Origin of the sequence: Pseudomonas sp. AL03 (genome assembly GCF_029960815.1) — a bacterium.
GTDB lineage: Bacteria > Pseudomonadota > Gammaproteobacteria > Pseudomonadales > Pseudomonadaceae > Aquipseudomonas.
This window is the reverse complement of sequence record NZ_JASBRE010000019.1, coordinates 83390-108634: the sequence shown is the minus strand read 5'-3', so window position 1 is coordinate 108634 and position 25245 is coordinate 83390. Positions and strand designations below refer to the sequence as shown.

The following is a 25245-nucleotide window of genomic DNA, read 5'->3' as shown; positions in this document are numbered from 1 at the left end:
TGCCGGATTATCAAACTGCCAGACGCGCACGACCTTTGGCGCGACGACGCGACAGGACGGCACGACCGTTTTTGGTGGCCATGCGAGCACGGAAACCGTGGGTACGAGCGCGTTTGATAGTGCTTGGTTGGAAAGTACGTTTCATTGTCGTGTTACCTGGTTCGTCCACAACGGGCCGGAATGGCCCCCGTTTTAAGAGACCGGGGATTCTAGAGAAAGCAAGCCTCTAGGTCAATTTCCAACCAGCGTTTCCTTATAAATAGATCTCCAGCCGTTTTTCGAGCCGGGGGTCTCCGCTAGATATAGAAATAAAGAAGGAAAGTATTTAAAGCTTTTTTGTAAAGCTTATAAAAGCTAGGGCCACGATCTTCTGTGGATAACTGCCATTGGCCCTTTAAAGACGTGATGTACAGAGAATGACAACTACGGTGGAAAACGGTGTTCAGCCTGTGCTGCGCTATCGGATAAGCTGTGTGTGAAAGGGGTACTTATCCACAGGACGGTTATCCACCGTGTTTAGCCCCCACTTGTGCAACGACCTTAGACCCGGTTATCCACAGAGCTTATGCACAGACCATTGGTCGCCTTTTTCCCGTATAAGGCACTGATTCTTCTTGGGCAGTGAACAACCTTCATGTGGATAAGTCGGCGTCTGGTCGGCTACAATGGCCGCTTGTTTTTGCCTCACCGGCTTTCAACTTAGGGGATATCCGTGTCAGTGGAACTTTGGCAGCAGTGCGTGGAGCTTTTGCGCGATGAGCTGCCTGCCCAACAATTCAACACTTGGATCCGTCCACTACAGGTCGAAGCCGAAGGCGACGAGTTGCGTGTTTACGCACCGAATCGTTTTGTTCTCGACTGGGTCAACGAGAAGTACCTGGGCCGCGTCCTTGAACTGCTGGATGAGCAGGGCAATGGCACAGCGCCGGCGCTTTCCTTATTAATAGGCAGCAAACGCAGTTCGGCACCGCGTGCCGCCCCGAATGCTCCGTTGGCCGCCGCTGCCTCACAGGCTCAGGCTGCACAAGCACCTGTCAGCGCTCCGGCGCCATCCTCGGTAGCCGCCTCGGCCAAGCGTTCGACGCAAAAAATTGCCGAGGTTAATGAAGAGCCTTCACGTGACAGCTTCGACCCGATGGCCGGTGCCAGTTCGCAACAGGCACCGATTCGCGCCGAACAGCGCACGGTGCAGGTCGAAGGCGCGCTCAAGCACACCAGCTACCTGAACCGCACCTTCACCTTCGAAAACTTCGTCGAGGGCAAGTCCAACCAACTGGCACGGGCTGCGGCCTGGCAAGTGGCGGACAACCCGAAGCACGGTTACAACCCGCTCTTCCTTTATGGTGGCGTCGGCTTGGGTAAAACCCACCTGATGCACGCTGTGGGTAACCACCTATTAAAGAAGAATCCGAATGCCAAGGTCGTGTACCTGCATTCCGAGCGGTTCGTGGCGGACATGGTCAAGGCCCTGCAGCTGAACGCGATCAACGAGTTCAAGCGCTTCTACCGTTCGGTGGATGCGTTGTTGATCGATGACATTCAGTTCTTCGCCCGCAAGGAACGTTCCCAGGAAGAGTTTTTCCACACCTTCAACGCCCTGCTTGAAGGTGGCCAGCAGGTCATTCTTACCAGTGACCGCTACCCGAAAGAAATCGAAGGCCTCGAAGAGCGACTCAAATCCCGTTTCGGTTGGGGCCTGACGGTCGCCGTCGAGCCGCCGGAGCTGGAAACCCGCGTGGCGATCCTGATGAAAAAGGCCGATCAGGCCAAAGTCGATCTGCCCCATGACGCGGCGTTCTTCATCGCCCAGCGTATCCGTTCCAACGTCCGTGAGCTGGAAGGCGCGCTCAAACGCGTGATCGCCCACTCGCACTTCATGGGCCGCGATATCACCATCGAGCTGATTCGCGAATCCCTGAAAGATCTGTTGGCACTGCAAGACAAACTGGTGTCTGTGGATAACATTCAGCGCACTGTCGCTGAGTACTACAAGATCAAGATCTCCGACTTGCTGTCTAAACGCCGTTCGCGCTCGGTAGCTCGTCCGCGTCAGGTCGCCATGGCTTTGTCCAAAGAACTGACCAACCACAGCTTGCCGGAAATCGGCGACGTGTTTGGCGGCCGAGACCACACGACTGTTTTGCACGCCTGCCGCAAGATCAACGAACTCAAGGAATCCGACGCGGACATCCGCGAGGACTACAAGAACCTGCTGCGTACACTGACCACTTGATGAACACCAGCGCAGCTTATTAAGGCAAGGGACGAGACCATGCATTTCACCATTCAACGCGAAGCCCTGTTGAAACCCCTGCAACTGGTCGCAGGCGTCGTCGAGCGCCGACAGACCTTGCCGGTGCTCTCCAACGTGCTGCTGGTTGTCGAAGGCCAGCAACTGTCGCTGACCGGTACCGACCTGGAAGTCGAGCTGGTCGGTCGTGTGCAACTCGAAGAGCCTGCGGATCCAGGTTCCATCACTGTGCCTGCGCGCAAGCTGATGGACATCTGCAAGAGCTTGCCGAACGATGCGCTGATCGACATCAAGGTCGACGAGCAGAAGCTCGTGGTGAAGGCCGGCCGCAGCCGCTTCACCCTGTCGACACTGCCGGCCAATGACTTCCCGACTGTGGAAGAAGGCCCAGGCTCGCTGACCTGCAGCCTTGAGCAAAGCAAACTGCGGCGTCTGATCGAACGCACCAGTTTCGCGATGGCCCAGCAGGACGTGCGTTACTACCTCAACGGTATGTTGCTGGAAGTTTCGGCTGGCATCATCCGCGCCGTGGCCACTGACGGTCACCGCCTGGCCATGTGCTCAATGCAGGCCGATATCGGTCAGCCGGATCGTCATCAGGTCATCGTTCCGCGCAAAGGTATTCTCGAGCTGGCGCGCCTGCTGACCGAACCGGACGGCATCGTCAGCATCGTGCTGGGTCAACACCACATCCGCGCCACCACCGGCGAATTCACCTTCACCTCGAAACTGGTCGACGGCAAATTCCCTGACTACGAGCGCGTCCTGCCTAAGGGCGGTGACAAACTGGTACTCGGCGATCGCCAGGCCCTGCGAGAAGCCTTCAGCCGCACCGCGATTTTGTCCAACGAGAAGTACCGCGGCATCCGTCTGCAACTGGCTAACGGCCAGCTGAAAATTCAGGCGAACAACCCGGAGCAGGAAGAAGCGGAAGAAGAAGTGGGCGTTGAATACAACGGCGGCAATCTGGAAATCGGCTTCAACGTGAGTTATCTGCTCGACGTGCTGGGCGTGATGACCACCGAGCAGGTTCGTCTGATCCTGTCCGACTCCAACAGCAGTGCGCTGGTGCAAGAGTCCGACAACGACGACTCGGCTTACGTTGTCATGCCGATGCGTCTGTAATCATGCTCAGCAGAAGCTAGATGTCCTTAAGTCGCGTCTCGGTCACCGCGGTGCGCAATCTGCACCCGGTGACCTTCTCCCCCTCCCCCCGAATCAACATTCTTTACGGCGCCAACGGCAGCGGCAAAACCAGTGTTCTGGAAGCCATTCATCTGCTGGGGCTTGCCCGTTCGTTTCGTAGCAGCCGTCTTCTGCCGGTCATTCAGTACGAGCAATTGGCGTGCACGGTGTTTGGCCAGGTTGAATTGGCCGAGGGCGGGCACAGCGCCTTGGGGATCTCCCGCGACCGCCAAGGGGAGTTTCAGATCCGCATCGACGGGCAGAACGCCCGCAGCGCGGCGCAACTGGCGGAAATCCTGCCACTGCAGTTGATCAACCCTGACAGTTTCCGATTGCTGGAAGGCGCGCCGAAGATTCGTCGGCAGTTTCTCGACTGGGGCGTGTTCCACGTGGAACCACGATTCATGTCCACCTGGCAGCGCTTGCAGAAGGCCCTGCGCCAGAGAAACTCTTGGCTGCGGCATGGTACACTTGACGCCGTTTCGCAAGCAGTTTGGGACAGGGAACTGTGCCAGGCCAGCGCAGAAATCGATGAATACCGCCGCGCTTATATCAAAGCCTTGAAACCAGTCTTTGAACAGACCTTGAGCGAACTGGTTGAGCTCGAGGGCTTAACGCTCAGCTATTACCGAGGTTGGGACAAAGACCGCGAACTGAGTGCAGTGCTCGCCGGGTCCCTTCAGCGCGATCAGCAAATGGGTCATACCCAGGCAGGACCACAGCGTGCTGATTTGCGTCTTAGATTGGGCGCACACAATGCCGCGGACATCTTGTCCCGCGGTCAGCAGAAGCTGGTGGTCTGTGCTTTGCGGATTGCCCAAGGGCACTTGGTCAGCCAGGCCCGACGCGGCCAGTGTATTTATCTGGTGGATGACCTGCCGTCCGAACTGGACGAGCACCACCGTCGCGCGCTTTGCCGCTTGCTGGAAGACTTACGCTGCCAGGTGTTTATCACCTGTGTAGATCACGAATTATTGAGGGAAGGCTGGCAGACGGAAACGCCAGTCGCTCTGTTCCACGTGGAACAGGGCCGTATCACCCAGACCCACGACCATCGGGAGTGAAGGCATTGAGCGAAGAAAATACGTACGACTCAACGAGCATTAAAGTGCTGAAAGGCCTGGATGCCGTACGCAAACGTCCCGGTATGTACATTGGTGACACCGACGATGGCAGCGGTCTGCACCACATGGTGTTCGAAGTGGTCGATAACTCGATCGACGAAGCTCTCGCCGGCCACTGCGACGACATCAGCATCATCATCCACCCGGACGAATCCATCACCGTTCGAGACAACGGTCGTGGCATTCCGGTAGATGTGCACAAAGAGGAAGGGGTTTCGGCAGCCGAGGTCATCATGACCGTGCTGCACGCCGGCGGTAAGTTCGATGACAACTCCTACAAAGTATCCGGCGGTCTGCACGGTGTAGGTGTGTCGGTGGTGAACGCGCTGTCCGAAGAGCTTGTTCTTACGGTGCGCCGCAGCGGCAAGATCTGGGAACAGACCTACATTCACGGTGTTCCACAAGAACCGATGAAAATCGTCGGTGAAAGCGAAACCACCGGCACCCAGATTCACTTCAAACCGTCCGATCTGACCTTCAAGAACATCCACTTTAGCTGGGACATCCTGGCCAAACGGATTCGTGAACTGTCCTTCCTCAACTCCGGTGTCGGTATCGTCCTCAAGGATGAACGCAGCGGCAAGGAAGAGCTGTTCAAGTACGAAGGCGGTCTGCGTGCGTTCGTTGAATACCTGAACACCAACAAGACGCCGGTCAACCAGGTGTTCCACTTCAACGTCCAGCGTGAAGACGGCATCGGCGTGGAAATCGCCCTGCAGTGGAACGACAGCTTCAACGAGAACCTGTTGTGCTTCACCAACAACATTCCGCAGCGCGATGGCGGTACTCACCTGGTGGGTTTCCGTTCCGCACTGACGCGTAACCTGAACACCTACATCGAAGCTGAAGGTCTGGCGAAGAAACACAAAGTCGCGACCACCGGTGACGATGCCCGTGAAGGCCTGACCGCGATCATCTCGGTAAAAGTGCCGGATCCGAAGTTCAGCTCCCAGACCAAAGACAAGCTGGTTTCTTCCGAAGTGAAGACCGCGGTCGAACAGGAAATGGGCAAGTATTTCTCCGACTTCCTGTTGGAAAACCCGAACGAAGCCAAGCTGGTCGTCGGCAAGATGATCGATGCGGCTCGCGCTCGCGAAGCGGCGCGTAAAGCCCGTGAGATGACTCGTCGCAAAGGCGCGCTGGATATCGCTGGTCTGCCGGGCAAACTGGCTGACTGCCAGGAAAAAGACCCTGCCCTTTCCGAACTGTACCTCGTGGAAGGTGACTCTGCTGGCGGCTCCGCCAAGCAGGGACGTAATCGTAAAACCCAGGCCATCCTGCCGCTGAAAGGCAAGATCCTGAACGTCGAGAAGGCGCGGTTCGACAAAATGATCTCTTCGCAAGAAGTGGGTACCTTGATCACCGCGCTGGGCTGCGGCATTGGCCGCGACGAGTACAACATCGCGAAGCTGCGTTACCACAACATCATCATCATGACCGATGCTGACGTCGACGGTTCGCACATCCGCACCCTGCTGCTGACCTTCTTCTTCCGTCAGTTGCCGGAGCTGATCGAGCGCGGCTACATCTACATCGCTCAGCCACCGCTGTACAAGGTCAAGAAGGGCAAGCAAGAGCAATACATCAAAGACGACGACGCCATGGAAGAGTACATGACGCAGTCGGCCCTGGAAGACGCGAGCCTGCACTTGAACGAGGAAGCACCGGGTATTTCCGGACCAGCCCTTGAGCGTTTGGTGAATGACTTCCGTCTGGTGATGAAGACCCTCAAGCGTCTGTCGCGCCTGTACCCACAGGAACTGACCGAGCACTTCATCTACTTGCCGGCAGTGAGTATGGAGCAACTGTCCGATCACGCAGCGATGCAGGATTGGCTGGCCCAGTACGAAGTTCGTCTGCGCACCGTCGAGAAGTCTGGCCTGGTTTACAAAGCCAGCCTGCGTGAAGACCGTGAACGTAACGTCTGGCTGCCTGAGGTCGAACTGATCTCCCACGGCTTGTCGAACTACGTCACTTTCAACCGCGATTTCTTCGGCAGTAACGATTACAAGACTGTGGTTTCTCTGGGCGCTCAACTGAGCACCTTGCTGGACGACGGCGCGTACATCCAGCGTGGCGAGCGCAAGAAGCCGGTCACCGAGTTCAAGGAAGCCCTTGAATGGCTGATGACCGAAAGCACCAAGCGTCACACCATCCAGCGATACAAAGGTCTGGGTGAAATGAACCCGGATCAGCTGTGGGAAACCACCATGGACCCAAGCCAGCGCCGGATGCTCAAAGTGACCATCGAAGACGCCATTGGCGCAGACCAGATCTTCAACACCCTGATGGGTGATGCGGTCGAGCCTCGTCGTGACTTCATCGAAAGCAACGCCCTGGCGGTTTCCAACCTGGACTTCTGATCCAGTGTAGGTGGGAAAAGTTAATCGCCACCTCGGTCAAAGTTAAGCGGGTTGACCATAGTTAACGGCCCACAACTCTGCAGGCAGAACCCCGGTTGACCGAAAGGTCTGCTGGGGTTTTGTCGTTAGAGAGAGGGAAGATTTTCGGCTCTGGGTGACGGCGAGCTTGTACAATCGTGACAACTCAATCTTTAGATTTGTTCGAGCAACCAGTGGTTACTGCTGGATGCTGGAACACTATGCATCCAAAAGGAACTGTTTTACTCATGGCTGACAAGCTGTCACTCGAAACCCTAGAGTCCTGGCTCTGGGAGTCGGCAAATATCCTACGTGGATCTATCGACTCCTCTGATTTCAAGAACTACATTTTTGGTCTGCTGTTTCTCAAGCGTTACAACGACGTGTTTGAAGAGCGAATCCGGCTATTGATGAAGGCGGATAAGCTCAGTTATGGAGACGCCCAAGAAGAGATTGAGGATAAATGGGGCAAGCTCCCCCACAGTGCTCGATGGTTTGAGTTGATTTCGCGTACAGAAAATATCGGTGAAGCGCTGGACAAGGCCTTCGCCACCATCGAGGCCAACAATCCCGAGCTACAACATGTGCTGACTGCCACCCAGTATGGCGACAAGCGCGTGCTGTCGGATGGCACCTTGCAACGCCTGCTGCGTCACTTCAACCAGTACAAGCTGGGTAATGATGACCTGTATAAAGCAGATATGCTTGGCGATGCATATGAGTACCTGATCAAGCAGTTTGCTGATGATGCTGGTAAAAAAGGTGGCGAGTTCTATACGCCTAAGGCCGTGGTTCAACTGGTTGTCGAGCTGATTGATCCGCAGCCAGGCCACCACGTTTATGACCCCACCTGCGGCAGCGGCGGTATGTTGGTGGAGAGTGCGCACCATATATCCCGACTGCGTAATGGCACTTTGATGGGTAAGCCGAATGCGCTGCTGTATGGGCAGGAAAAGAACCTGGGCACGTGGGCTATTGCCAAGCTCAATCTATACCTGCACAACATGCACGCAGCCATTGAGCTTGGCGATACGCTGGTTGACCCTAAGCATCTCGATGGCGATTACCTGAAGACCTTTGATCGTGTGATTGCTAACCCGCCGTTCTCTGCCAAATCCTGGTGGACACCGCTGGAACTGAGCAACGAGAACGAACAGGACAGTGGCAAGAAGCTTAAAGCGCCCAACTATAAGCAGGTTAGTGATCCGTTCGGTCGGATGGTATACGGAGTGCCTCCCAGGGGGTATGCAGACCTCGCCTTCGCTCAGCATATGCTGGCCAGTCTCAAGGCCGATGGTCGTATGGGCATTATCTTGCCCCACGGTGTGCTGTTCCGCAGTGGAGAGGAAGGTAAGATTCGTAATGGCCTATTGTTTGGCACCGATGCGGCTAACGGCAACCAACCGGGCGATCTGATAGAGGCCATCATAGGCCTGCCCTCTGCCTTGTTCTACAACACCGGTATTCCGGCCTGTGTGTTGGTTCTGAATAAGAACAAACCAAAAGGCCTTAAGGGTAAGGTCATCATCATTGATGCCAGTCGCGATTATCTTGAAGGCAAGGCGCAGAACAGCCTGCGACCGGAAGACATCAGCCGCATTATTAGCTCCCATAAGGCTGCTTTTGATACTCAGATTGAGGCAGACAACTACTGCCGCGTGGTGTCGCTGAAAGAAATACATAGCAACGACGGTAACCTCAATATTGCTCGCTATATTGAAAATGGTGAAACCGAGGAAGCCGTGGATGTCACTGCGGCCTTAGCACAGTTGGCTGTTTTGGCTGAAGAGGAAACCCAGATTGATGCGCGTTTGAAAGGCTATTTAGTTGAGCTTGGGCTGCTGGAGACTGAGATATGAAGTTGGGGGGTAAGCTGGGCCATCAGACTGTCGCCGATGCTGGTGGGTCGTTTCCTTCCTCTTGGAAAGCCGTATCTCTGGCAGAGGTCACGACGGAGTGTAAATCTCGAAATAATGGCCGGCTGGATGAGCATTTGCTCTGTGGGGTGCTTAAGTCTCACGGCCTTGTCCCGATGAGGGAGCGAGTGAAAGGTGTGTCCACTGACCGTTGTAAAGTAGTGCCACCAAACGCATTCGCATATAACCCAATGCGTTTGAATATTGGATCTATCGCTCGTAATAAAGCCGGTCATTGCGTGATGGTCAGCCCTGACTATATCGTTTTTGAAACCGAGTCTAAGCGATTGATACCGCATTATCTTGATCAAGTTCGACGTTCTGGTTTTTGGCAAGGGTATGTTGGTGCTTCGGGGGATGGTAGCGTTCGGGTACGAATTTATTACGACCATTTATCTCGATTTAAACTTCGGCTTCCCCCTCTTTCAGAACAACAAAAAATCGCCGCCATTCTCACGACTATGGACGAAAAAATTAGCGTAATTTCTCACCAGATTGCGTCCACCCAAACCCTTAAACAGGGACTGATGCAAACTCTATTCAACCGTGGTGTTGGTACCCAAGATGCCAATGGTCGCTGGGTGCTGCATACCGAGTTCAAGGACAGTGAGCTGGGGGAGATTCCACGGTCGTGGGGCGTTGGTTCGATTGCACAGTACGTATCGGCCCTTCGGTCAGGCGTTAGCGTCAATGCAGAAGATCGTGTACATGGTGACGATGAGGTTGGTGTACTCAAGGTTAGCTGCGTAACAGGTGGAAACTTTCATCCACATTTACACAAGGCTGTTCCGCCTGAAGAACTTGAGCGTGTCTCCGAGCCTGTTTTAGGTGGACGTATTATTGTCAGTCGAGCGAACACTCCAGCGTTAGTTGGGGAGTCAGCTTATGTTGATGCTGCATGGCCAAAACTGTTTCTTCCGGACAAACTCTGGCAAATCGAGCCGTCTGAGTTGCCACATTCGGTGAAATGGCTAGCGTTCTATTTACAATGTCCATTTGTTCGCCAGGCGATCAGCAAGGCGGCAACTGGTACTAGCGGCAGCATGAAGAACATCACCCAACCCGCATTTTTGGGTATTCGGATGCCGTTAGTTCCTCTGGCTGAACAAGAACGCATTGCGGTAATTCTTTCGGCTGTTACATCAAAGATTGATATGTTGAACCGTAAGCAAGAATATTTTCAAAACCTCAAACGAGGTCTGATGCAAAAGCTGCTGACCGGCGAATGGCGGGTTAAGCTCGACCGCGATACCGATACTATCTGAGTCGTTATTTATGGATGAATCGCCCACCCGCCTATCGGGTGAAATATCTGATTTTCAGAGCAAGCTTGGGAGCTGCCGCTGTCAGCTTGGTATCAAAATCACCTGAGGGAAACCTCCAAGGAACAGGAGCAAGGAATGAGCCAATCACCCGAGAAAGTTGGGGTTGAGCTACCAGCCATTGAATGTCTGATAAAGCTCGGTTATACCCACCTTTCTGGAAGTCAGGTACAGATTGAGCATCGACACCTTGCGCCAGTGCTTGAGGATGTTTTGCAGCTTCGGCTTGTGGCACTTAACCCTTGGCTGGCGAGTGCGCCCGGTGGACTCAGTGCTGCCCTTGTTGAGCTGCGTAAACGGGTCAATGCAGAGCTAATGCCAGCCAACCAAGTTTGTTGGGAACAGGTGGTACATCGCTCGGACATCCAGGTGAAGGATGTCAGGGGTAAGTTGCGCAGCGTGAGCTTTTTCGACGCCAGTGACGCCGCCAACAATGACTTCCATGTGGTTGATCAGTACGTGGGGAGTAACGCCGATGGCGATATCTTCCGGCCCGACTTGCTGCTGTTCTTGAATGGCCTACCCCTTGCGATCATCGAATGCAAAGCCAGCCATCACCGATTGGATGAAGCCTTGGGGCAACTGGATGGTTACCAGCGTGCCTTCCCTGCCCAGTTTGTGTTCAACCAAGTATGTGTCGGGCTCAATCGACGTGAAGGCCTGTATGGGGCCATCCTCACCAAACCCGCGTACTACGCACGCTATCGGTTGCAGGAGCACGAAAAAGCCGCTGTGGTAGCGTTGCTAGGTGACTCGCCGAGCGAGCAAAACCAGCTCTTATGGGCACTGTTTGAGCCCAGCCGCTTCCTGCAACTGATAACCCATTTTGTGCTGTTCGAAACCCGTGACGGTAAGACGGTGAAAAAACTGCCGCGCTACCAGCAATGGCGGGCAGTACGCAAAGCGGTGGAGCGCCTTTCAGCTCCAAAACCTTTTGGGGGAGTAGTCTGGCACACCCAGGGGAGTGGGAAATCACTGACCATGGCCTTGCTTGCCCGCATGCTGAGGGCTGACAGTACAGGGTTGAGTAACCCAACGGTACTGGTTCTCACTGACCGAAAAGACCTCGATAAACAGATCTTCAATACCTTTCATGCGGTGGGTATCAAGGCGGTACAGGCGGTATCGGTTGATGGCCTATTAAAGATGCTGTCGAACGACTATGGCAGCGTATTCACCAGTACGGTGCAGAAATTCCAAGAAAACGAAGAACCCACTGACCAGCCACTTGTGACGCAGGATGAGGACGACGAGGCCCTACAAGAAACTCGGTACAGAAGAGCTCGCAAGGGCAAGGATTTTTTTATTCTGCATGAGCGCAATCTCCATCATCGGCAACTGGACGAGTCAGGCGTGTCGTGGAAGGCCAAGTGGGAAGAGATCAGCCGGGAGAAGGTGCACTTCCGGGTGCTAAGCACCAAACCGAATTTTTATGTGTTGGTCGATGAGGCCCACCGCAGTCAGTACGACTTTCTCGCAGCTTTCATGCGTGCCAGTCTACCCAATGCCAAGTTCATCGCCTTTACCGGCACCCCACTGCTGCAAGACGACAAACACACGTTGGGTGAGTTTGGCGGCGGCGAGTACATTGACGAGTATCGGCTGCATGAAGCTGTTGCCGATGGTGCGACCCTCCCCATCAAGTACCAGGATGCCTGGGTAGCGTTGTCCGCCAATAGTGAATTGGATAAGGCTTTCGAGAAGCAGTTCGCCAATCAGAGCGAAGTCAGACAACACGACTTGAAGCGGGAACTGCTGTGTCGATGGCGCAAGGCCGGCGACCGCATGGAAGAGGTTGCCGAGCATTTGGCCGAACACTTGATCAGCAACGTCGAGGCCAAAGGATTGAAGGCCATGCTGGTGTGCGATGGCCGTGATATGGCCGTGCGCTATAAGGATTTGCTCGACGCTATTATGACCGAGCGAGCCCATAAGGGGCTGCTCACCTTTGACAGCAAAGTCGTCATTTCACTGGCCAGCATGACAACCTCCCGCACCGGAGCTTCGGTTATGGAAGAAGCTGCGGAATATGGGGTCGACCTCGACAAGATACAAAGCATCGAGGAGCGAGTTAAGGCTGAAGTGAAAGCTGGTAAGGAACCGATTGCTATGCCCTCAGAGCAGATCGGCAACTTTGTCAGTAACGTCTTTCCCCTACCCTATGGTGATGAAATCAAAGGGAAGGACGGCAAACAGCATGCGAACAATGTTGGTCTGATCATCGTTTCCGACATGCTGCTGACAGGTTGGGATGCCCCAATTGTTGGCACTATGTACCTCGATAAACCGCTCAAGGAACATACCCTGTTGCAGGCAATTGCAAGGGTAAACCGCACCTTGCCCGGCAAGAATGCCGGCTACATAGTGGATTACCATGGTGTGGTTGATCACCTCGACCATGCGTTGAAAATTTATGGCGGCGAGGTCAAACCCTCACAGATTTGGGAGGGCGTTGAAACCGAACTTCCCAGGCTTCAAGCCACACTCGACCGCCTACTCAAACTGCTGCCACGAAAGTATGACCCAGTCACGCAGCGTGAGGACTACAAGGATAACGCCGAGCGCTTCCTTGACCCTGATACAAGGCTGGATTTGGTCGAAGAGTTTCTGGACTTGGTGAAACAGTTCAACCGTTCCGTCGATATCATCCTGCCCGATGTACGCGGCGTGCCCTTTAAACCCTACTTCACTCTGTTTGGCGAAATCAGGTTGATGCTACGGGACAAGCTGCCGGGCAACACTTACAAAGAACGCATCACCAAGCTCGAGTCAGCACTGCTCCAGCAACTGCTAGATGAGTACATTGCTGCTAGCCCAGCCAAAAGCCTCTTGGGCCATGAGGTGTCGATTCTGGATGCTGGCGATATGGCGCGTTTGAAGAAGCTGGCCAGCCCTGGTAGTCGAGCATTGGTGATGAAAAACCAGATCAAGCACACCATTGTCACCGGCAAGGACAAAGATCCGGCCTTTTTCGACAAGCTGGCAGAACAGCTGGAAAAACTACTGGAGGAGGAAAAGGCTGGTCGGATCACACAAGCCAAATTTTTGGAGCAACTGGAGCTGTTCAGTCAGCGTATTCAGGAAAAAGACAACACCGGTTTTAACAAACCTGCGCATTCAGCGGTTTACCACTACCTCGCCGCTCTGTTGTCAGAGGATACGGCCAGGATATTGACGACCAAGTTGTTTGAAGATGTGGAGCTATGCCATACGCTGGCCGGTGACAACTGGAAGAAAATGCCAGATTTACATCCTGACATTCGAGACCACCTGCGTGGGCTGTTAATGCCCCTGGCAGGTTGGGAACGTTCCGCTGCGCGTGATCATGCCAAGCGTATCCTGGCTATCCTGCTAAAAAACTAATGCGACGCTGACCATGCCTGTTTTGCAGTACGGCCAAACGATTATTGAGTGGTCTTTCCAGCTCGATACCAATCTCAAGCGACATTACGTGACCGTGGAACGGGGACGACTCGTTCTGCTGCGTGGGCCGCAAGTGGGTGAGTCCGAGCAAGAGGCTCTGGTGCTTCGACGGGCGCGCTGGATTCGCGAAAAGCTGAGTCAGGTGAACCTGCCAGTAGCCAATGAATCCATCGTAACAGGGAGTCGTTTGCGGTATTGCGGACGTACCTATTTCACCGAGGTAAGGCACTCCCGTGAGATGCTCAGGCCTACGCTGACCTTCACGGCATCACGCTTTATTGTGGATAACCCAGATGGCGCCAGCATCGAGCCCAATGTTTTGCTGCCGCTGCTGGATCGTTTCTATCGAGAGAGAGCTCACGAAAAACTGTTGGCGCGTGTTCGCTATTGGCAGCGAGAAACGGGTCTTCATGCTGCAGGTGCTCGTATCCGTCACTTCCAAAGCCGTTGGGCCAGCTGTAATGCGAGCAACACCTTGGAGTTTCATCCGCGAGTTATGGAGCTACCGGCATGCGTGCAGGACTATGTGATCGTCCATGAGCTTTGTCATACGCTGGAGAGGAATCATACCAAGGCTTTTTGGGCTCTGGTGGCGAGCCATATGTCTGATTGGGAGCGGCGGCATCAGGTATTAGAGCGTGCAATGTTCGGGGACGCGGTGTAACAGCAGATCTTCGCGCCATGCGGGGGCAATACTTGCTATATGTAAATTTTTTATCCGCATGGCTATACCATCCCTGATGTTCAATATTGATTGAGTCGTATGCAGATGGCCTTCCCTAGTGAAGGGCCAGGTCAATTTCAGCTATAGCATTTACTATTCCTTGGACTGTCGCACGATTAAATTCGTATCGCTCATCTTCATGAGTACCCGAATTTAGATATGACCATTCAGGCGAGGCCCCATCGATCCCCAAGAGATGCCCTAGTGAGGTGAGGAGTGGCTGCTTTCGAGCATGCAAAAATTGTGGTTTGGCCACAAAGCCATTTAGTTGCTCGCACAGATTCCGTAGCTCCGGTTTTGCTCCGGGAGACCTGTACGTTAATTTTACGGAGGTCGGAGTCTGACTGGATAGCCATTTCCAGAGTTGTTTAGAAAGTGCTTCCAGGGCTCGACGAGACTGAGAAAGAGCGTCTCGGCTGTTTTGTCTGGCCAAAAAATCTTGTGCACTCAAAACATAGTTTTTAGTCGGAGGCAGGGTATCAACCAAAGGATGATGATCCCCTTCGTGAGGGAGTAATTCATAGTAGGTACAATCGGTTTTGACGCGTATTGCCCCCAAGCCCTGTTGAATGGTTTTAATGAATTCTTGGCCATGACAGGTAAGGATCACCTGCTTTCCGTCTAGCCATTTATCTTCGAATAGGGTTCGCCAAATTCCGTCACGGTGATCATCGTCAATAGCGTTGACCGCATCATCGAAGATCAATACAGGACACTCTTGCTTTATATTTTTGGTCACGAGAAGGGCAAGGCCTAGGCAACGTATATGGCCTTCACTCAGGATATGAAGCGCATCTCTGCGAATTAGAGGACTACCGCAGAACGATAGCTCTATTTTTTCTTCGGGTGCAGTTGGTAACCATAGCTGAGCGAGCTTATCCTCTTCTCGATCCTCCCGGTTAAATGAGTTGTAAATGGCTTTTGTAGTCTCACCTAGGTCTGCTAGCAGAGTTCCTGGAAGACTCGCAAGGTAACCTCGGAGCAATGGGATCAAGGAATCGTATGCCCCTTTTATGCGATGCTGGATTGCGACTTTAGGGCGCTCTGCCTCAGCCTCTTGAATGAGCTCATGGTTATCTAGGTTAAATTTTCCAATGAGCTCGCGTGCGGTATTTAGCTCTTGATTCCACGCTACTTTTCTACCTTCCAATGCTTGAATTTGGCGATCAAGGTCGTCTAAAGCAATCCTTTCCTTCGCAAGCGCTGCGCGTACCTGGGCATCATCAGCCGCTAGCACATCTTGTTGTTCGATTTCGGAAGTTACCACTAAGGCTTTTATCCACAAGGCTCCATCTTCCGGGCCCAGCGCGTTCCACCAACGTAATTTAGCTTGGACGATTGGTGGAATCAGAATTTCTACAGCTCTGAGGTGCGAGCTAATCGACGAAAGCAGATTGTGAAATGCAGCTGAGGCTAGTACGAGTTCTGCTTCAAGCGTTTCAATCTCTTGTTGGAGCTTGGCCAGCTCAGCAAGGTCAGCTAGCCCAGCTTTTGCTTTTACATATGGGTCATGACGTACTGTGTGATCCCCATGCAGGGGCGTATCACAGGCTGGACAGCGATCAGGCGTTTGCTCCTGAAGGGCCTCAACGGCATAAAAGAGTTGTTGAAACGAAACCTGACTACTCTGTTTTGTTAATTCGAACTGTTTGTTCTGCAATGCGCTATCGGTTGAGACCAATGATTTGAACGCGGTGTTCAGGTCATTTCTCGAAACGCCAACGGTAGGCAGGGAAGGTTCTTCGAGCTTTTTCCTGATTTCTTCGAGCCTACCTGGTTCACCTGGTGAGCCAATGTGGGTTTTCAAAGCGTTGTAGGTGATTGGCTCATGGAACAAATCAGCAATGGCTTGTTCTTCTAACCGATAAGCGTCCTTCTTTGCCCCTTCTTCCGCTACTGATTCTTCCGCCGTGCGAAGTGCTGCCCTTGCTGTATTGAGTTGCTGTGCCTTGGCACCCCAAAGATCCAATTGCGGATCAAGGTCATCATTGAAGCCTCGAACAAATTCAGCAAACTGGTCGATGCCGAACAATGCTGCGATTAGTTTTGTTTTTTCGGCGGGTGTCCGTGATGCCAAGCGTGAGAAAGCATCAATACGGTTTTTTTCAACGAAACAAAATCGATACACCTCTTCGTTTGGCGCCACTGGAACCACTTTTCCGTTCACGTCCGATGCGGTCAGCAATGGCCTAGCATACGTACCAGCCCAGGCATTTCGGAAGTATGCATCGCCCTGTATACGCTTAGCATCGGCCTCGCTGACTTCGCCAAGCAATGCGAGCTCTAGTGCTTCGCACAGGCTGCTTTTCCCGGCCCCATTGGCGCCGTAAACCAAGGTGATTTGCTTTTGCAGAGCAAAGTTTTCTTTGAGCTTAAAACCACGGAATGGCCCAACCACCATTTGATGAAGCCTTGTCCATTGAACTTCATCAGCAAGTGGGGCGGCTTCATGAACGGCTAATTCAGTTGGTGTCTGTTCCCATAGTTTTGTTGCGTAGGGGGCTAAAATTTTCGAGCGCTTACGAGCTGCCGTACCGGAGGGGATCAATTCTGGTAGCTTTTCAAAAATGATATTCGTCAGGCGCTTTACATCATCCGTTGGAATTTTGCCATCGAGCCATGTCATGAAGCGTTCGTATTCCCTTAGCACTGTGGACATTAGTCCTCTCCTAGCGTCGTGGTACTTCATGTTGAGCTGATCAACTACCCATAGGCTAGGTACTCAGCGTCTGTGAGAGTGTAGGAGCAATAGATTGAGCTATGCGAGGGTAGCGAAGGTTGAATAGAGAAAATCGTCAATTTATGAGCTCAATCATATTTATGCTTAGCTGGGGTCGCTCGGGTTCTCGCTCCAAGCCATACCCCACTCCTTTGGTATAACGCATGACCAAGTCTTGGTCGCCAGAGGCAAAGCATAGGTCGACCGGGCTGGCAACCAACGGGCGGGGGGATTTAACCTCACGTCCAATTACGCGCAGGGCGTGCGGTTAATGCAGGGCCGCAGAGCGGCGCCACCTGATCGACGAGGCGCCCACGCTCCGGGAACTTAAGCGTGAAGTTGTCGCGAATCAGCTTCAACTCATGTGCCGTGGCGACGGACTCTTCCCAGCCGGGTAGCCAGCTGAGACCTTCGCATAGCGTACTGCCATTGTCCGGTGAGACACCTCATGAAGTCCGGTTGCCATCGACATACCTCTCTTTTCTAGCAAGCGGCACGTGCGGTCGGATCAGGTGAAGCCCGACACGGTAATGTCAGGAGGTGCCTTGTATGTCCTGTGCCTTGCGAAAGGCCAGGGCCATTGCGGTGGTGCTGGGTAGGCGATCAGACGTGTGAGTCGTCTGCTGTTTGCCGGTGTGACGCTGCTTTTTGGGCGGTCGTATTACCGAAGGCCTTGCGGCACCTGGGCTCGTCGGTTTGGAGGGAGTGGACGATACACTGCGGCCAGATCTGGCTTGGGCGAGCAGACTGAAGACCTCAAAGGTGAGTGGTGAACCCTGCGGCAGTAAGATCGACAGTTGGTAGTGGCTTTCACCTAGGGGTCGAATCTGCGCCAGACTGTTTGTGGAAAGAGCCTGATGGTGTAGATGGTGCTCCACGACCCGGCGGAGGTAGAACGACAGGTGTTGCCCCTGACTGATGCCGGAAAGCTTGAGATAGTCTTTGTCGATGCCGGTGACCAATTCGATAATGAACGGTTGCCAGCCGGCGCGTTGCCAACCGTAGGTGGTTGACTGACCCGCAATACTCGATGTGGCAGGGCCTTTCCCTGGTTGGCTGGTGTTGTCGGTGCAGGGGTGCTTCGGCCAAGGCGGGCCCAGCTCGTCGAAGAAGACTCGGCCACCCTTGGCCGATTGATAAAAGAAAACCGCTGCCCCGCACACTGGGCAGCTGGCGTTGGGATTGACGTAGCTGTCGTAGGTGTTCGGCAGCGAAATGAACCATCCGGCAGGAGTGGTAGGCCCGCTATTGGAAGGGCTTGATCGCCCCGAGTGTCCATCTCCGCCCCAGCCGCAGCTGCAGTTTTTGGGGTGATTCCATGCGTTACACACCGGCACCTCCTTGTGGTCGCGTATTGCGGCGCTTCGGTGGAATACGCCTCTGAGTATCAACCCGTTCCTTGTTATGCGTGGTGTCCTATCGGTGCGAACTTGAACACAATTGTGCGATCCGCTCTCATCTGACGACCGGTATGTTGCCAGATTTTGACAGTGCTACTGTGACGGCAACGGCACGGAGGAGCTAACCCATGGCCTGGTTCAAGAAAACTCGAGAAATGACCTATTGGCAGCGGCGTGAGCAAGCGTTCATCGATGCCATCAATCAACTTAAAACATTACACGTCACGCCGGAAGGTGCCATGTCGATTGATCCGGAAGAGCTTCGCGAGCAGGTCATGGCATCTCGAGAGCACCTGAAGCAATTCGTGGTCAAGTAGCAGGCCAAGGCAGTCGGCGGCCTCCATTCAGCTGTAGGTGGCGCAGAGACGTTTCCCAAGCAGAGCACTAGGGTTAGGTATTTTGCTATCTCCGGTCGGGCTTCCGTGTGGAGGTAGGCTCCTCGAACTATCGGTAGAATCAAATTTGAACTGCATCAGGTACGTCATAAATATTACTGGTGACCTCACTCATCAAGCGGTGATCCAACAGCACTTGTAGAATCGTAGGTGCAGTTGTACTGCAGACGATAATCTTGTCATTCGTTTGGTCAAAGTTCATCCCCCAGTTCCTAAGGGCATTAACTTGTTTCAAACTGGTCATAAATCCAGGGTTTGAATAAAGGGATTTTTGCTCAATCGTAGCCATGCGTCGTAATTGCGTGGAGTTGGTTCCGATATACTCGACAAGGGGAGCAATATCAGCAAATAAGTTGGAAAAGTCGACATTGGCTTGCAAGGTCGTGAAAGCTTGTGTGTAAGCCTCTTTGTATTGCATCAGTGATTCGAATGCGCGTTTGGCAGTGATCAATAGTGTGTCTGCAGAACAGTAGAAGTCAAAGTTCTTTTCTATAGTAAAGCCATTGTCCTCAGCAGCGGAAAGCTCGCCGTTACTGAAAACCATATTGATGAATTTGTTGGGGTACGAAGTTTTCCATGAGGCCGTGGAGCGTTTCACGGCATAGAGGGTTTGGCCGTTATGAGTAAATTTGACCACATAGCCTTGAGCGCCCTTCAGCTCGTCGACAGACTTTACGGCACACTCAGGTTCTGGGCGGTCTACCTGGACTTTTAGTAGCGAAAAATTTGTGGTGAGTGCTGGGGTGGCCAAGCAACTGTTGTCATTCGTTTGAGCGAGGTATGAGTATTGTGCAAATTCGGTGGTTCGATTGACCTCGTGGATAAGCACGTTTTTAAGCAGGGTGTTAACGGTCTCGTCAGTTTGAACGTAGGCGGTGTTAAACTTTCGATCTGTGGTGCTTTTTTTGAAAATCCACAAGTGCACCGTGGAATCGAGATAGTTAAAATTTCTGAAAGTATCAAAGTGCACTTGCATGGCTACTCCTTGCAGATATAAAAATCTTGGATGGTCTGTGCTTTGTAATTTCCAGGAGGGAAAGAACCCTTCTTCAGGACTTTTACCACTCGTGAAACACCATTGATTTGGATATTGGCCTCATAAAGATTCCAACCGAAAATCAACAAAAGTGGATTCATGATGATTTGCCCGGATTTGTAGGTGATGGCAAACATCCACAGGAGAAATACTAAGAAACCTAGAAGCTTTTCCGGTTCGGAGTAGCTTATTCCCATGAATGACACTACATAGGGAAATGTATAATTGATGATTTCGTTAGGTACCGCTTTAACGGATACGACTTCAATGCGATGCGGGAAGGCGATCCGTTTGAAGAGCTGACTCGCTAAAAATGCCGAACTTACAGTTAAAGCGACAAGTAAAATAGCGAGCAGCGGGTTTTTGAATGGATTGAAGGCACAGGTCAACGCCAGTAATTTAGGCAGCTCGCAAATAGGGCGAGACCACCACTCGAATGGAATATTTTGGATCGCGAGAATGATCGCCAGCGGCGTATAAGAGCCAATGAAAATCAGGAACGCAGCACTAACCCTAAACTGCATGAAGACACCTCATGGTGAAGGTGCCTAGAGCCTTGACAGTATTTTTTCGAGCGTTTCCTTGCCCCACCATCTGTATGTCCCTTCAGTCAGTGGCTAAAAGCTATCACGGTGGGCTTCGATGTGTGTGGGTTTTGTGACCAAAGGCAGATAATCGTCCGTCCCGCTGGTTGAGGCTTTTGCCGGCTATTTAAGAATGTCAGTGACTGGGCATTCAGATCGTTATTCCGTAGGGGCAGATCTTTTTGATCAGGTGGTCAGGTCTTCTCGGAGTTTTTGCTACTGTCGCGATGGAATGAGCCGCTCGTTCGCCGCTTACTTTTTACGTTAACGCCTTCCCAGCCCAAAGGGTCTGACCACCCGAAAATTTCTCTTTCAAGTGTTTTTCCTCGGTCATGGAATGGCTCAACAGATACACCATCTTCACTCAAGGTGCCCAAGTACAGCCATTTCCCGAGTGCTTTGAGGCGGTGGGCATAGAATGTGAGTTCATGAGCAAGTGACGAGCCATGCGGGAAAATAAACCAGACTTTCTCTAAGTAAGGGCGAACTAAACTAGCTAACTTAAGTAAGTCCCCCGCTGCTTTCTCTTCCTTACGTGACGTATCTCCCACGCGGACAAAAATCGCGACCTTAGGCACCCCGCCTTGTTGGATCATGTAGAACTGGCTGAACAGCTCTGAGCGCGTGACCTTTATCAGTTCGCCCTCTAAATAACCAAAAAATCCTGGCCCTGAGGCTTCCAACACTTCACCGCAAATGCGTTCATGCTCTGCGACTCGGGAGCGTGCGCGAGCGCGAGTTGTGGAGGTAGGGGTTCCTACCGCTTTTGTATAGCGTTCATTGGTTTCGCGAAGGGTCTGTAAGGTCTGTTGATTGGCGAGTGTTGCCTGCAGTATGGATATAGCAGCCTCAGTATCGAGCTGATGCAGTCGTTCCAATAGCTCGATATGGGCGTAGCCACAGCCTACCTGCTCGGGGGTGAGTGGCCCCGCGATTCGATTTAGGAAATTGCCAGCTTTCAACATTCGCGAGACGACTTTTGCGTCGTACCCCTGCTCGTCGGCGAGCTTGCGAATGACCAGGTTGATGCTGTCATTTCCCTGATAGCTATCCAACTGGGCCTGAACGGCCATGTATAACGCATACCAATGGTGGCGTGCCTGCCTTCCCATCCTGATCCCCATGCCAACCTAACCGCCCCGATGTGTCGTTTGGGTACACATCACCAAATATTGACAGTCTACCGCTGCAGGGTTATACCTAAAAGCATGATTATTTGGTGAAGTGTACCTAATGAAAACCGATATCCTTAGCCAAGGCTTCAGCCGGGATGTTGCGAAACGAGTCAGGCGTGCAGGCCGGGCATACGTCATGTGTTCAGCAAAAAATGGCAATGTCGAAATTCGTTTGGAGTCTCGGCTTGAGCAATCTGTTGCGCAGGCGCTGGAGTTTGATCCGCGAGTACGCGCTTATCGTGCGCAGCCGTTCACCCTGGATCTAGCTACCGATGATTTGCTTCCCGAAAAGCACCTGATCAAGCCACAAGGAACTCTGTACTACACCCCGGATTTTTCCGTGGAGTTAGCAGGTCTGCAAATCGTGCTCGAAGTGAAGCCACGTGCTTTTTTGGAGGAACACAGGGAGCTGCTGGCCAAGGTGCGCCGCGCGTTGATCAGGAAAGGCATGCGTTTCATCGTCATATCCGAAGACCATTTCACTGGCCATTACCTGAGGAACATCCAACTCTTCATGCCGTTCCTGACGCAAGCGGCGCATACCCTCTCTACCTGGGCGGCGCCATTGCAATGTCGCACCCCCGAGCAGTTGAAAGGGCCAGTACGTCAAGCGTTGGACACACGGATGCCGGCCAACTATCAAGTAGGGGCGGGTGTGCTGCTGGGAATCATTAAATTCGATCTGGCGCTCCATCTGTTTGAACGGATGGATTTCGAGATTGCGCCCGCGTTTGGATCATTGAGTGCTTTTGAGGTGATTCGCTATGAACTCTAATCTCGAAGCGGGCCAAGCAGTCGTTTGGCAAGACACCTGCTATGTCATCAAGGCCATCAAACCGTTGTTGGGAGACATTGTTCTTGAGGCAAAAGGCGGCGTTGAGCGTGCTGTCGACATCCGAGCCTTTTATAATCAGGTCGCCTCCGGGGAGATTGAATTGCCTGGCCGACAGGTTGAAGCCACAAAGCGTTCGTGGTCTAAAACGGAGCAGCAGGAGGCCGACTTTCGTCAGCAACTGATCGGGTTTCTGGTGTCCCTTGAAGGGCAATCTCTGGACGACCAAGCCAGCAATGAGCGCGTAGATGCATTCTGTTTGCTCCATCAACACAAAAGGCCTTCGAACAAAACCATCCAGAACTATCGGCGCAAGTACAAATGCCATGGCTTCGAGGGACTTATCCCCAACTTCAGTCACCGGGGCGGTTCCGGGTGGGCGAAAAAGTCGGGAGCCAAAGAGGTCGCAGAGCGTGTACTGATTCAGACGTTCATGAAGGATGACAAGGTGAATCTGTCGTCCGTGGCCACGATGGTCAATCAGGAGTTGAGAGTCCTCTGCCAAGACTCAGGGACGGGAGAAAAGATTGATCGAAAGACGATCAGCCGGGTTCTGCAGAAATTGCCCAGCTCACTCGTCAAAGAAGGACGTCTTGACCCTCGAACATACAGTCTATGGAACCGGCAGGCTGTTCGACGCTATGACGTCAAGCAACCCTTTGAACGGGTCGAGATTGATGCCAAAACATTGGATGTGTATTGCTGCGACGAGTTCGGTAATCGCTATACCGAGCTGACCATGTACGCGATGGTGTGCGCGCACGCATCGTATCCCATCGCGGTTTATGTCAGCGGAGGAAAACCCAGCGAATACACCTTGCTCAAAGTATTTGAGTTCTTTTTCTCACCAAAAGACCAGTCTTTCAAAGACCGATTCGGTATTGAAACCGACTGGGTGCAGCCGTGTGGGATTTTCACGGTTGTTCTCGACAATGCATCAGAGAATTTCTCTGACCTATCTTTGGGCATTGTTCGTCGCCTGGGGATTCAGATCGAGTACGCCCGGATTGCCCGTGGCGATGACAAGCCGCATGTGGAGTCATTTTTCAAAGCCGCCGATGAGGGCATCTTTAATAAGATGCCGGGTGCGAAAAAGAGCCAGGATGCACGGATCAAAAACCGCCATGCCAAAGCCGAGGCAGAGGCCTGTTACTCAATCGAGGAGATCTATAGCGACTTGGTAAAGTTTGTGGCTGACGTTTACATCCACCGTCCCAGCCATAAACTGGGTTTTCGCTACGGAAAACGCATGACGCCGAAACTGGCCATGGACGAAGCGCTGGCTAGCTTCATGCCGGTGCCTCCTCCGTCACTCGATCAACTGAAAAAGCTGCTTCTGGAGGTCAACCGTGAGACACGGCAACTTCAGCACTATGGCGTCGATTTTGAAGGGTTTCAGTTTCATAGTCATGCGTTGGCCTCTCTGGCGCGGGAGCGCGTGATCAAGAGCATCGACATCCTGTTTAACCCCGAGGACTGCACCGCGATTTATGCCGTGCATCCAGATGATGACAGCTTGATTCGGCTCGAGAACAAAACCGTGGGCATCCCTGACGTATCGTTTGCCGTCGCCAAGGCGCTGAAAAAAGCGTATTCGGGCAATCCTGCGGTGATGGAAGGCCATGACTATCAGCGTGTGTATGCCCAGATGCTTGCGCGATTTACAGCGGACAGTCAGCGGCGTCCAAAGATCAGAGCCAACAACAAGGCTCTGCGTATGAGTGCCAAAAAAGCGGCGAAAGCCGACATCGCGGATCAGTTCGAAAAGCATGTCACACAGCCAGAAAACCTCTCCATCTCATCTGCCGTGCACAACGCCGCTGAGGATGATTTTGAACCCGCGCCACGCAGGCCACAACCATGAGCAAGGTCATGAATCCACTGGTCTGCCATCAACGGTTTAACGTTGTGCAGGCGGAGATAGAGGCTGTCTTGGCGCGCACCATGGACGGTGATCCACAGATCCTGCCCATCGTCGGCCCCACGAGGGTCGGCAAGTCAAAACTGCTAGCAAGCGTTATTGCCAGCCATTCAACGGCGGAACCTGGGCGTCCTCGCAGGATTGTCAGTGTCGTTAGCCCCAAACACCTCACCGGTCGCGCGCTTCCCGATGCCTGTTTGACAAGCATCGGGATGAGCACCGCGCTGTTCAGGAATCACGTGTTGGCGACCGATGCGTTCATCAGGGCGATCAACAAGCATTCAACGCAAATGATCATTTTCGACGAGACGCAGCACATGCTCGAGCGAGGTGGGAGTACGACGGTTCGTGCGGCTGCCGATTTTATCAAGCTGGTCTTCGATCAGACACGGGCCAGCATCCTTTTGGTGGGTTTACCCACCCTGCTCGGGCTGTTCAAGGCTAATGAGCAACTGGCTGATCGAGCCCTGAGCCCCATCCAGTATTACCCCTACGAATGGCACGGTGCTGACTACAAATGTTTCCGTAGTGCGCTGGGCAGTGCACTGGAGCACTTGGCCGAGAGCGGATGGGATACGTTTGCGTTCAATGACGCGGAGTTTGCCCGTCGTATGTACGTGGCCTCGGCTGGCCGTTATGGGCTGATCAACAAGCTGTTGGTGCAGGTGCAGTTGATTAGTCAGGCTGACCAGGTCGCTGGGTATGAAGCGTTTGCGTTGGCTTACCAGCAAAGTGTGATGGGGCGTTGGGTCGAGTTCAACCCGTTCGACATCCAGCAGACTATCCAGGTTGAACACATGGCCTTGGTCTATTCAAAGGTCATGCAAGAAGCCGGCGTGAAGGTCTAGGGGATCAAT

The 25245-nt window shown here is 53.1% G+C and carries 18 protein-coding genes; 12 read left to right on the top strand and 6 right to left on the bottom strand.

The features are described from left to right. Positions 1-10 precede the first annotated feature (10 nt). Positions 11-145: a 50S ribosomal protein L34 gene (gene rpmH / locus QK293_RS18900; RefSeq protein WP_003213577.1), complete on the bottom strand. Its 135-nt coding sequence runs from the start codon at positions 143-145 to the stop codon at positions 11-13. Positions 146-712: 567 nt separating this feature from the next. Between rpmH and dnaA the strand changes: the two genes are divergently transcribed. The 8 genes from dnaA (at position 713) to QK293_RS18860 (ending at position 14266) form a co-directional block, all read left to right on the top strand. Next, entirely contained in the window at positions 713-2233 is a 1521-nt protein-coding gene (gene dnaA / locus QK293_RS18895; protein WP_282379766.1) for a chromosomal replication initiator protein DnaA, read from the top strand. A gap of 39 nt (positions 2234-2272) precedes the next feature. Further along, positions 2273-3376 (top strand): DNA polymerase III subunit beta, encoded by a 1104-nt coding sequence (dnaN, locus tag QK293_RS18890; protein ID WP_017341709.1) that lies wholly within the window; start codon positions 2273-2275, stop codon positions 3374-3376. Between the two features lie 20 nt (positions 3377-3396). Continuing rightward, positions 3397-4500 (top strand): DNA replication/repair protein RecF, encoded by a 1104-nt coding sequence (gene recF, locus QK293_RS18885; protein WP_008007898.1) that lies wholly within the window; start codon positions 3397-3399, stop codon positions 4498-4500. Positions 4501-4505: 5 nt separating this feature from the next. Then, positions 4506-6923: a DNA topoisomerase (ATP-hydrolyzing) subunit B gene (gene gyrB, locus QK293_RS18880; RefSeq protein ID WP_282379763.1), complete on the top strand. Its 2418-nt coding sequence runs from the start codon at positions 4506-4508 to the stop codon at positions 6921-6923. A gap of 266 nt (positions 6924-7189) precedes the next feature. Beyond that, a complete protein-coding gene (locus tag QK293_RS18875; protein ID WP_282379761.1) occupies positions 7190-8800 on the top strand; it encodes a class I SAM-dependent DNA methyltransferase in 1611 nt (536 codons plus the stop codon). After that, complete coding sequence (locus QK293_RS18870) at positions 8797-10122, top strand: restriction endonuclease subunit S (protein ID WP_282379759.1); 1326 nt, start codon at positions 8797-8799, stop codon at positions 10120-10122. The genes QK293_RS18875 and QK293_RS18870 overlap by 4 nt, the downstream gene beginning before the upstream one ends. 135 nt (positions 10123-10257) lie before the next feature. Then, entirely contained in the window at positions 10258-13542 is a 3285-nt protein-coding gene (locus QK293_RS18865) for a type I restriction endonuclease (RefSeq protein WP_282379757.1), read from the top strand. A gap of 13 nt (positions 13543-13555) precedes the next feature. After that, positions 13556-14266 carry a SprT family zinc-dependent metalloprotease gene (locus QK293_RS18860; protein ID WP_282379755.1) on the top strand — a complete coding sequence of 237 codons (711 nt, stop codon included), beginning with the start codon at positions 13556-13558 and terminating at the stop codon, positions 14264-14266. Positions 14267-14381: 115 nt separating this feature from the next. Here QK293_RS18860 and QK293_RS18855 read toward each other — a convergent pair whose 3' ends face one another. Together QK293_RS18855 and QK293_RS18850 are read right to left on the bottom strand one after the other, a co-directional pair. Beyond that, positions 14382-16985 carry an AAA family ATPase gene (locus tag QK293_RS18855; protein ID WP_282379753.1) on the bottom strand — a complete coding sequence of 868 codons (2604 nt, stop codon included), beginning with the start codon at positions 16983-16985 and terminating at the stop codon, positions 14382-14384. A 593-nt stretch (positions 16986-17578) separates the two neighbouring features. Beyond that, positions 17579-18376, bottom strand: coding sequence for a hypothetical protein (locus QK293_RS18850; RefSeq protein WP_282379751.1), 798 nt, complete (start codon positions 18374-18376; stop codon positions 17579-17581). A gap of 197 nt (positions 18377-18573) precedes the next feature. Between QK293_RS18850 and QK293_RS18845 the strand changes: the two genes are divergently transcribed. Beyond that, on the top strand, positions 18574-18762 hold the full coding sequence (locus QK293_RS18845) for a hypothetical protein (protein ID WP_282379749.1): 189 nt from the start codon (positions 18574-18576) through the stop codon (positions 18760-18762). A gap of 139 nt (positions 18763-18901) precedes the next feature. On the opposite strand, the gene QK293_RS18840 is transcribed toward QK293_RS18845, so the two are convergent. From QK293_RS18840 to QK293_RS18830, 3 genes are all read right to left on the bottom strand, one after another. Beyond that, complete coding sequence (locus tag QK293_RS18840; protein WP_282379747.1) at positions 18902-19816, bottom strand: DUF4868 domain-containing protein; 915 nt, start codon at positions 19814-19816, stop codon at positions 18902-18904. 2 nt (positions 19817-19818) lie between these two features. Continuing rightward, positions 19819-20400, bottom strand: coding sequence for a hypothetical protein (locus tag QK293_RS18835; RefSeq protein ID WP_282379744.1), 582 nt, complete (start codon positions 20398-20400; stop codon positions 19819-19821). Positions 20401-20654: 254 nt separating this feature from the next. Further along, the gene (locus tag QK293_RS18830) at positions 20655-21533 is read right to left on the bottom strand and encodes a hypothetical protein (RefSeq protein WP_282379742.1); all 879 of its coding nucleotides are present in this window, start codon (positions 21531-21533) and stop codon (positions 20655-20657) included. A 160-nt stretch (positions 21534-21693) separates the two neighbouring features. On the opposite strand from QK293_RS18830, the gene QK293_RS18825 reads away from it, so the two are divergent. Genes QK293_RS18825 through QK293_RS18815 form a run of 3 tightly spaced genes read left to right on the top strand, consistent with a single transcriptional unit; the run spans position 21694 to position 25236 of the window. After that, complete coding sequence (locus tag QK293_RS18825) at positions 21694-22410, top strand: TnsA endonuclease N-terminal domain-containing protein (RefSeq protein ID WP_282379740.1); 717 nt, start codon at positions 21694-21696, stop codon at positions 22408-22410. After that, on the top strand, positions 22400-24331 hold the full coding sequence (locus QK293_RS18820) for a Mu transposase C-terminal domain-containing protein (RefSeq protein ID WP_282379739.1): 1932 nt from the start codon (positions 22400-22402) through the stop codon (positions 24329-24331). Before QK293_RS18825 ends, QK293_RS18820 begins: the two co-directional genes overlap by 11 nt. Then, entirely contained in the window at positions 24328-25236 is a 909-nt protein-coding gene (locus QK293_RS18815; RefSeq protein WP_282379736.1) for a TniB family NTP-binding protein, read from the top strand. Before QK293_RS18820 ends, QK293_RS18815 begins: the two co-directional genes overlap by 4 nt. Positions 25237-25245 lie beyond the last annotated feature (9 nt).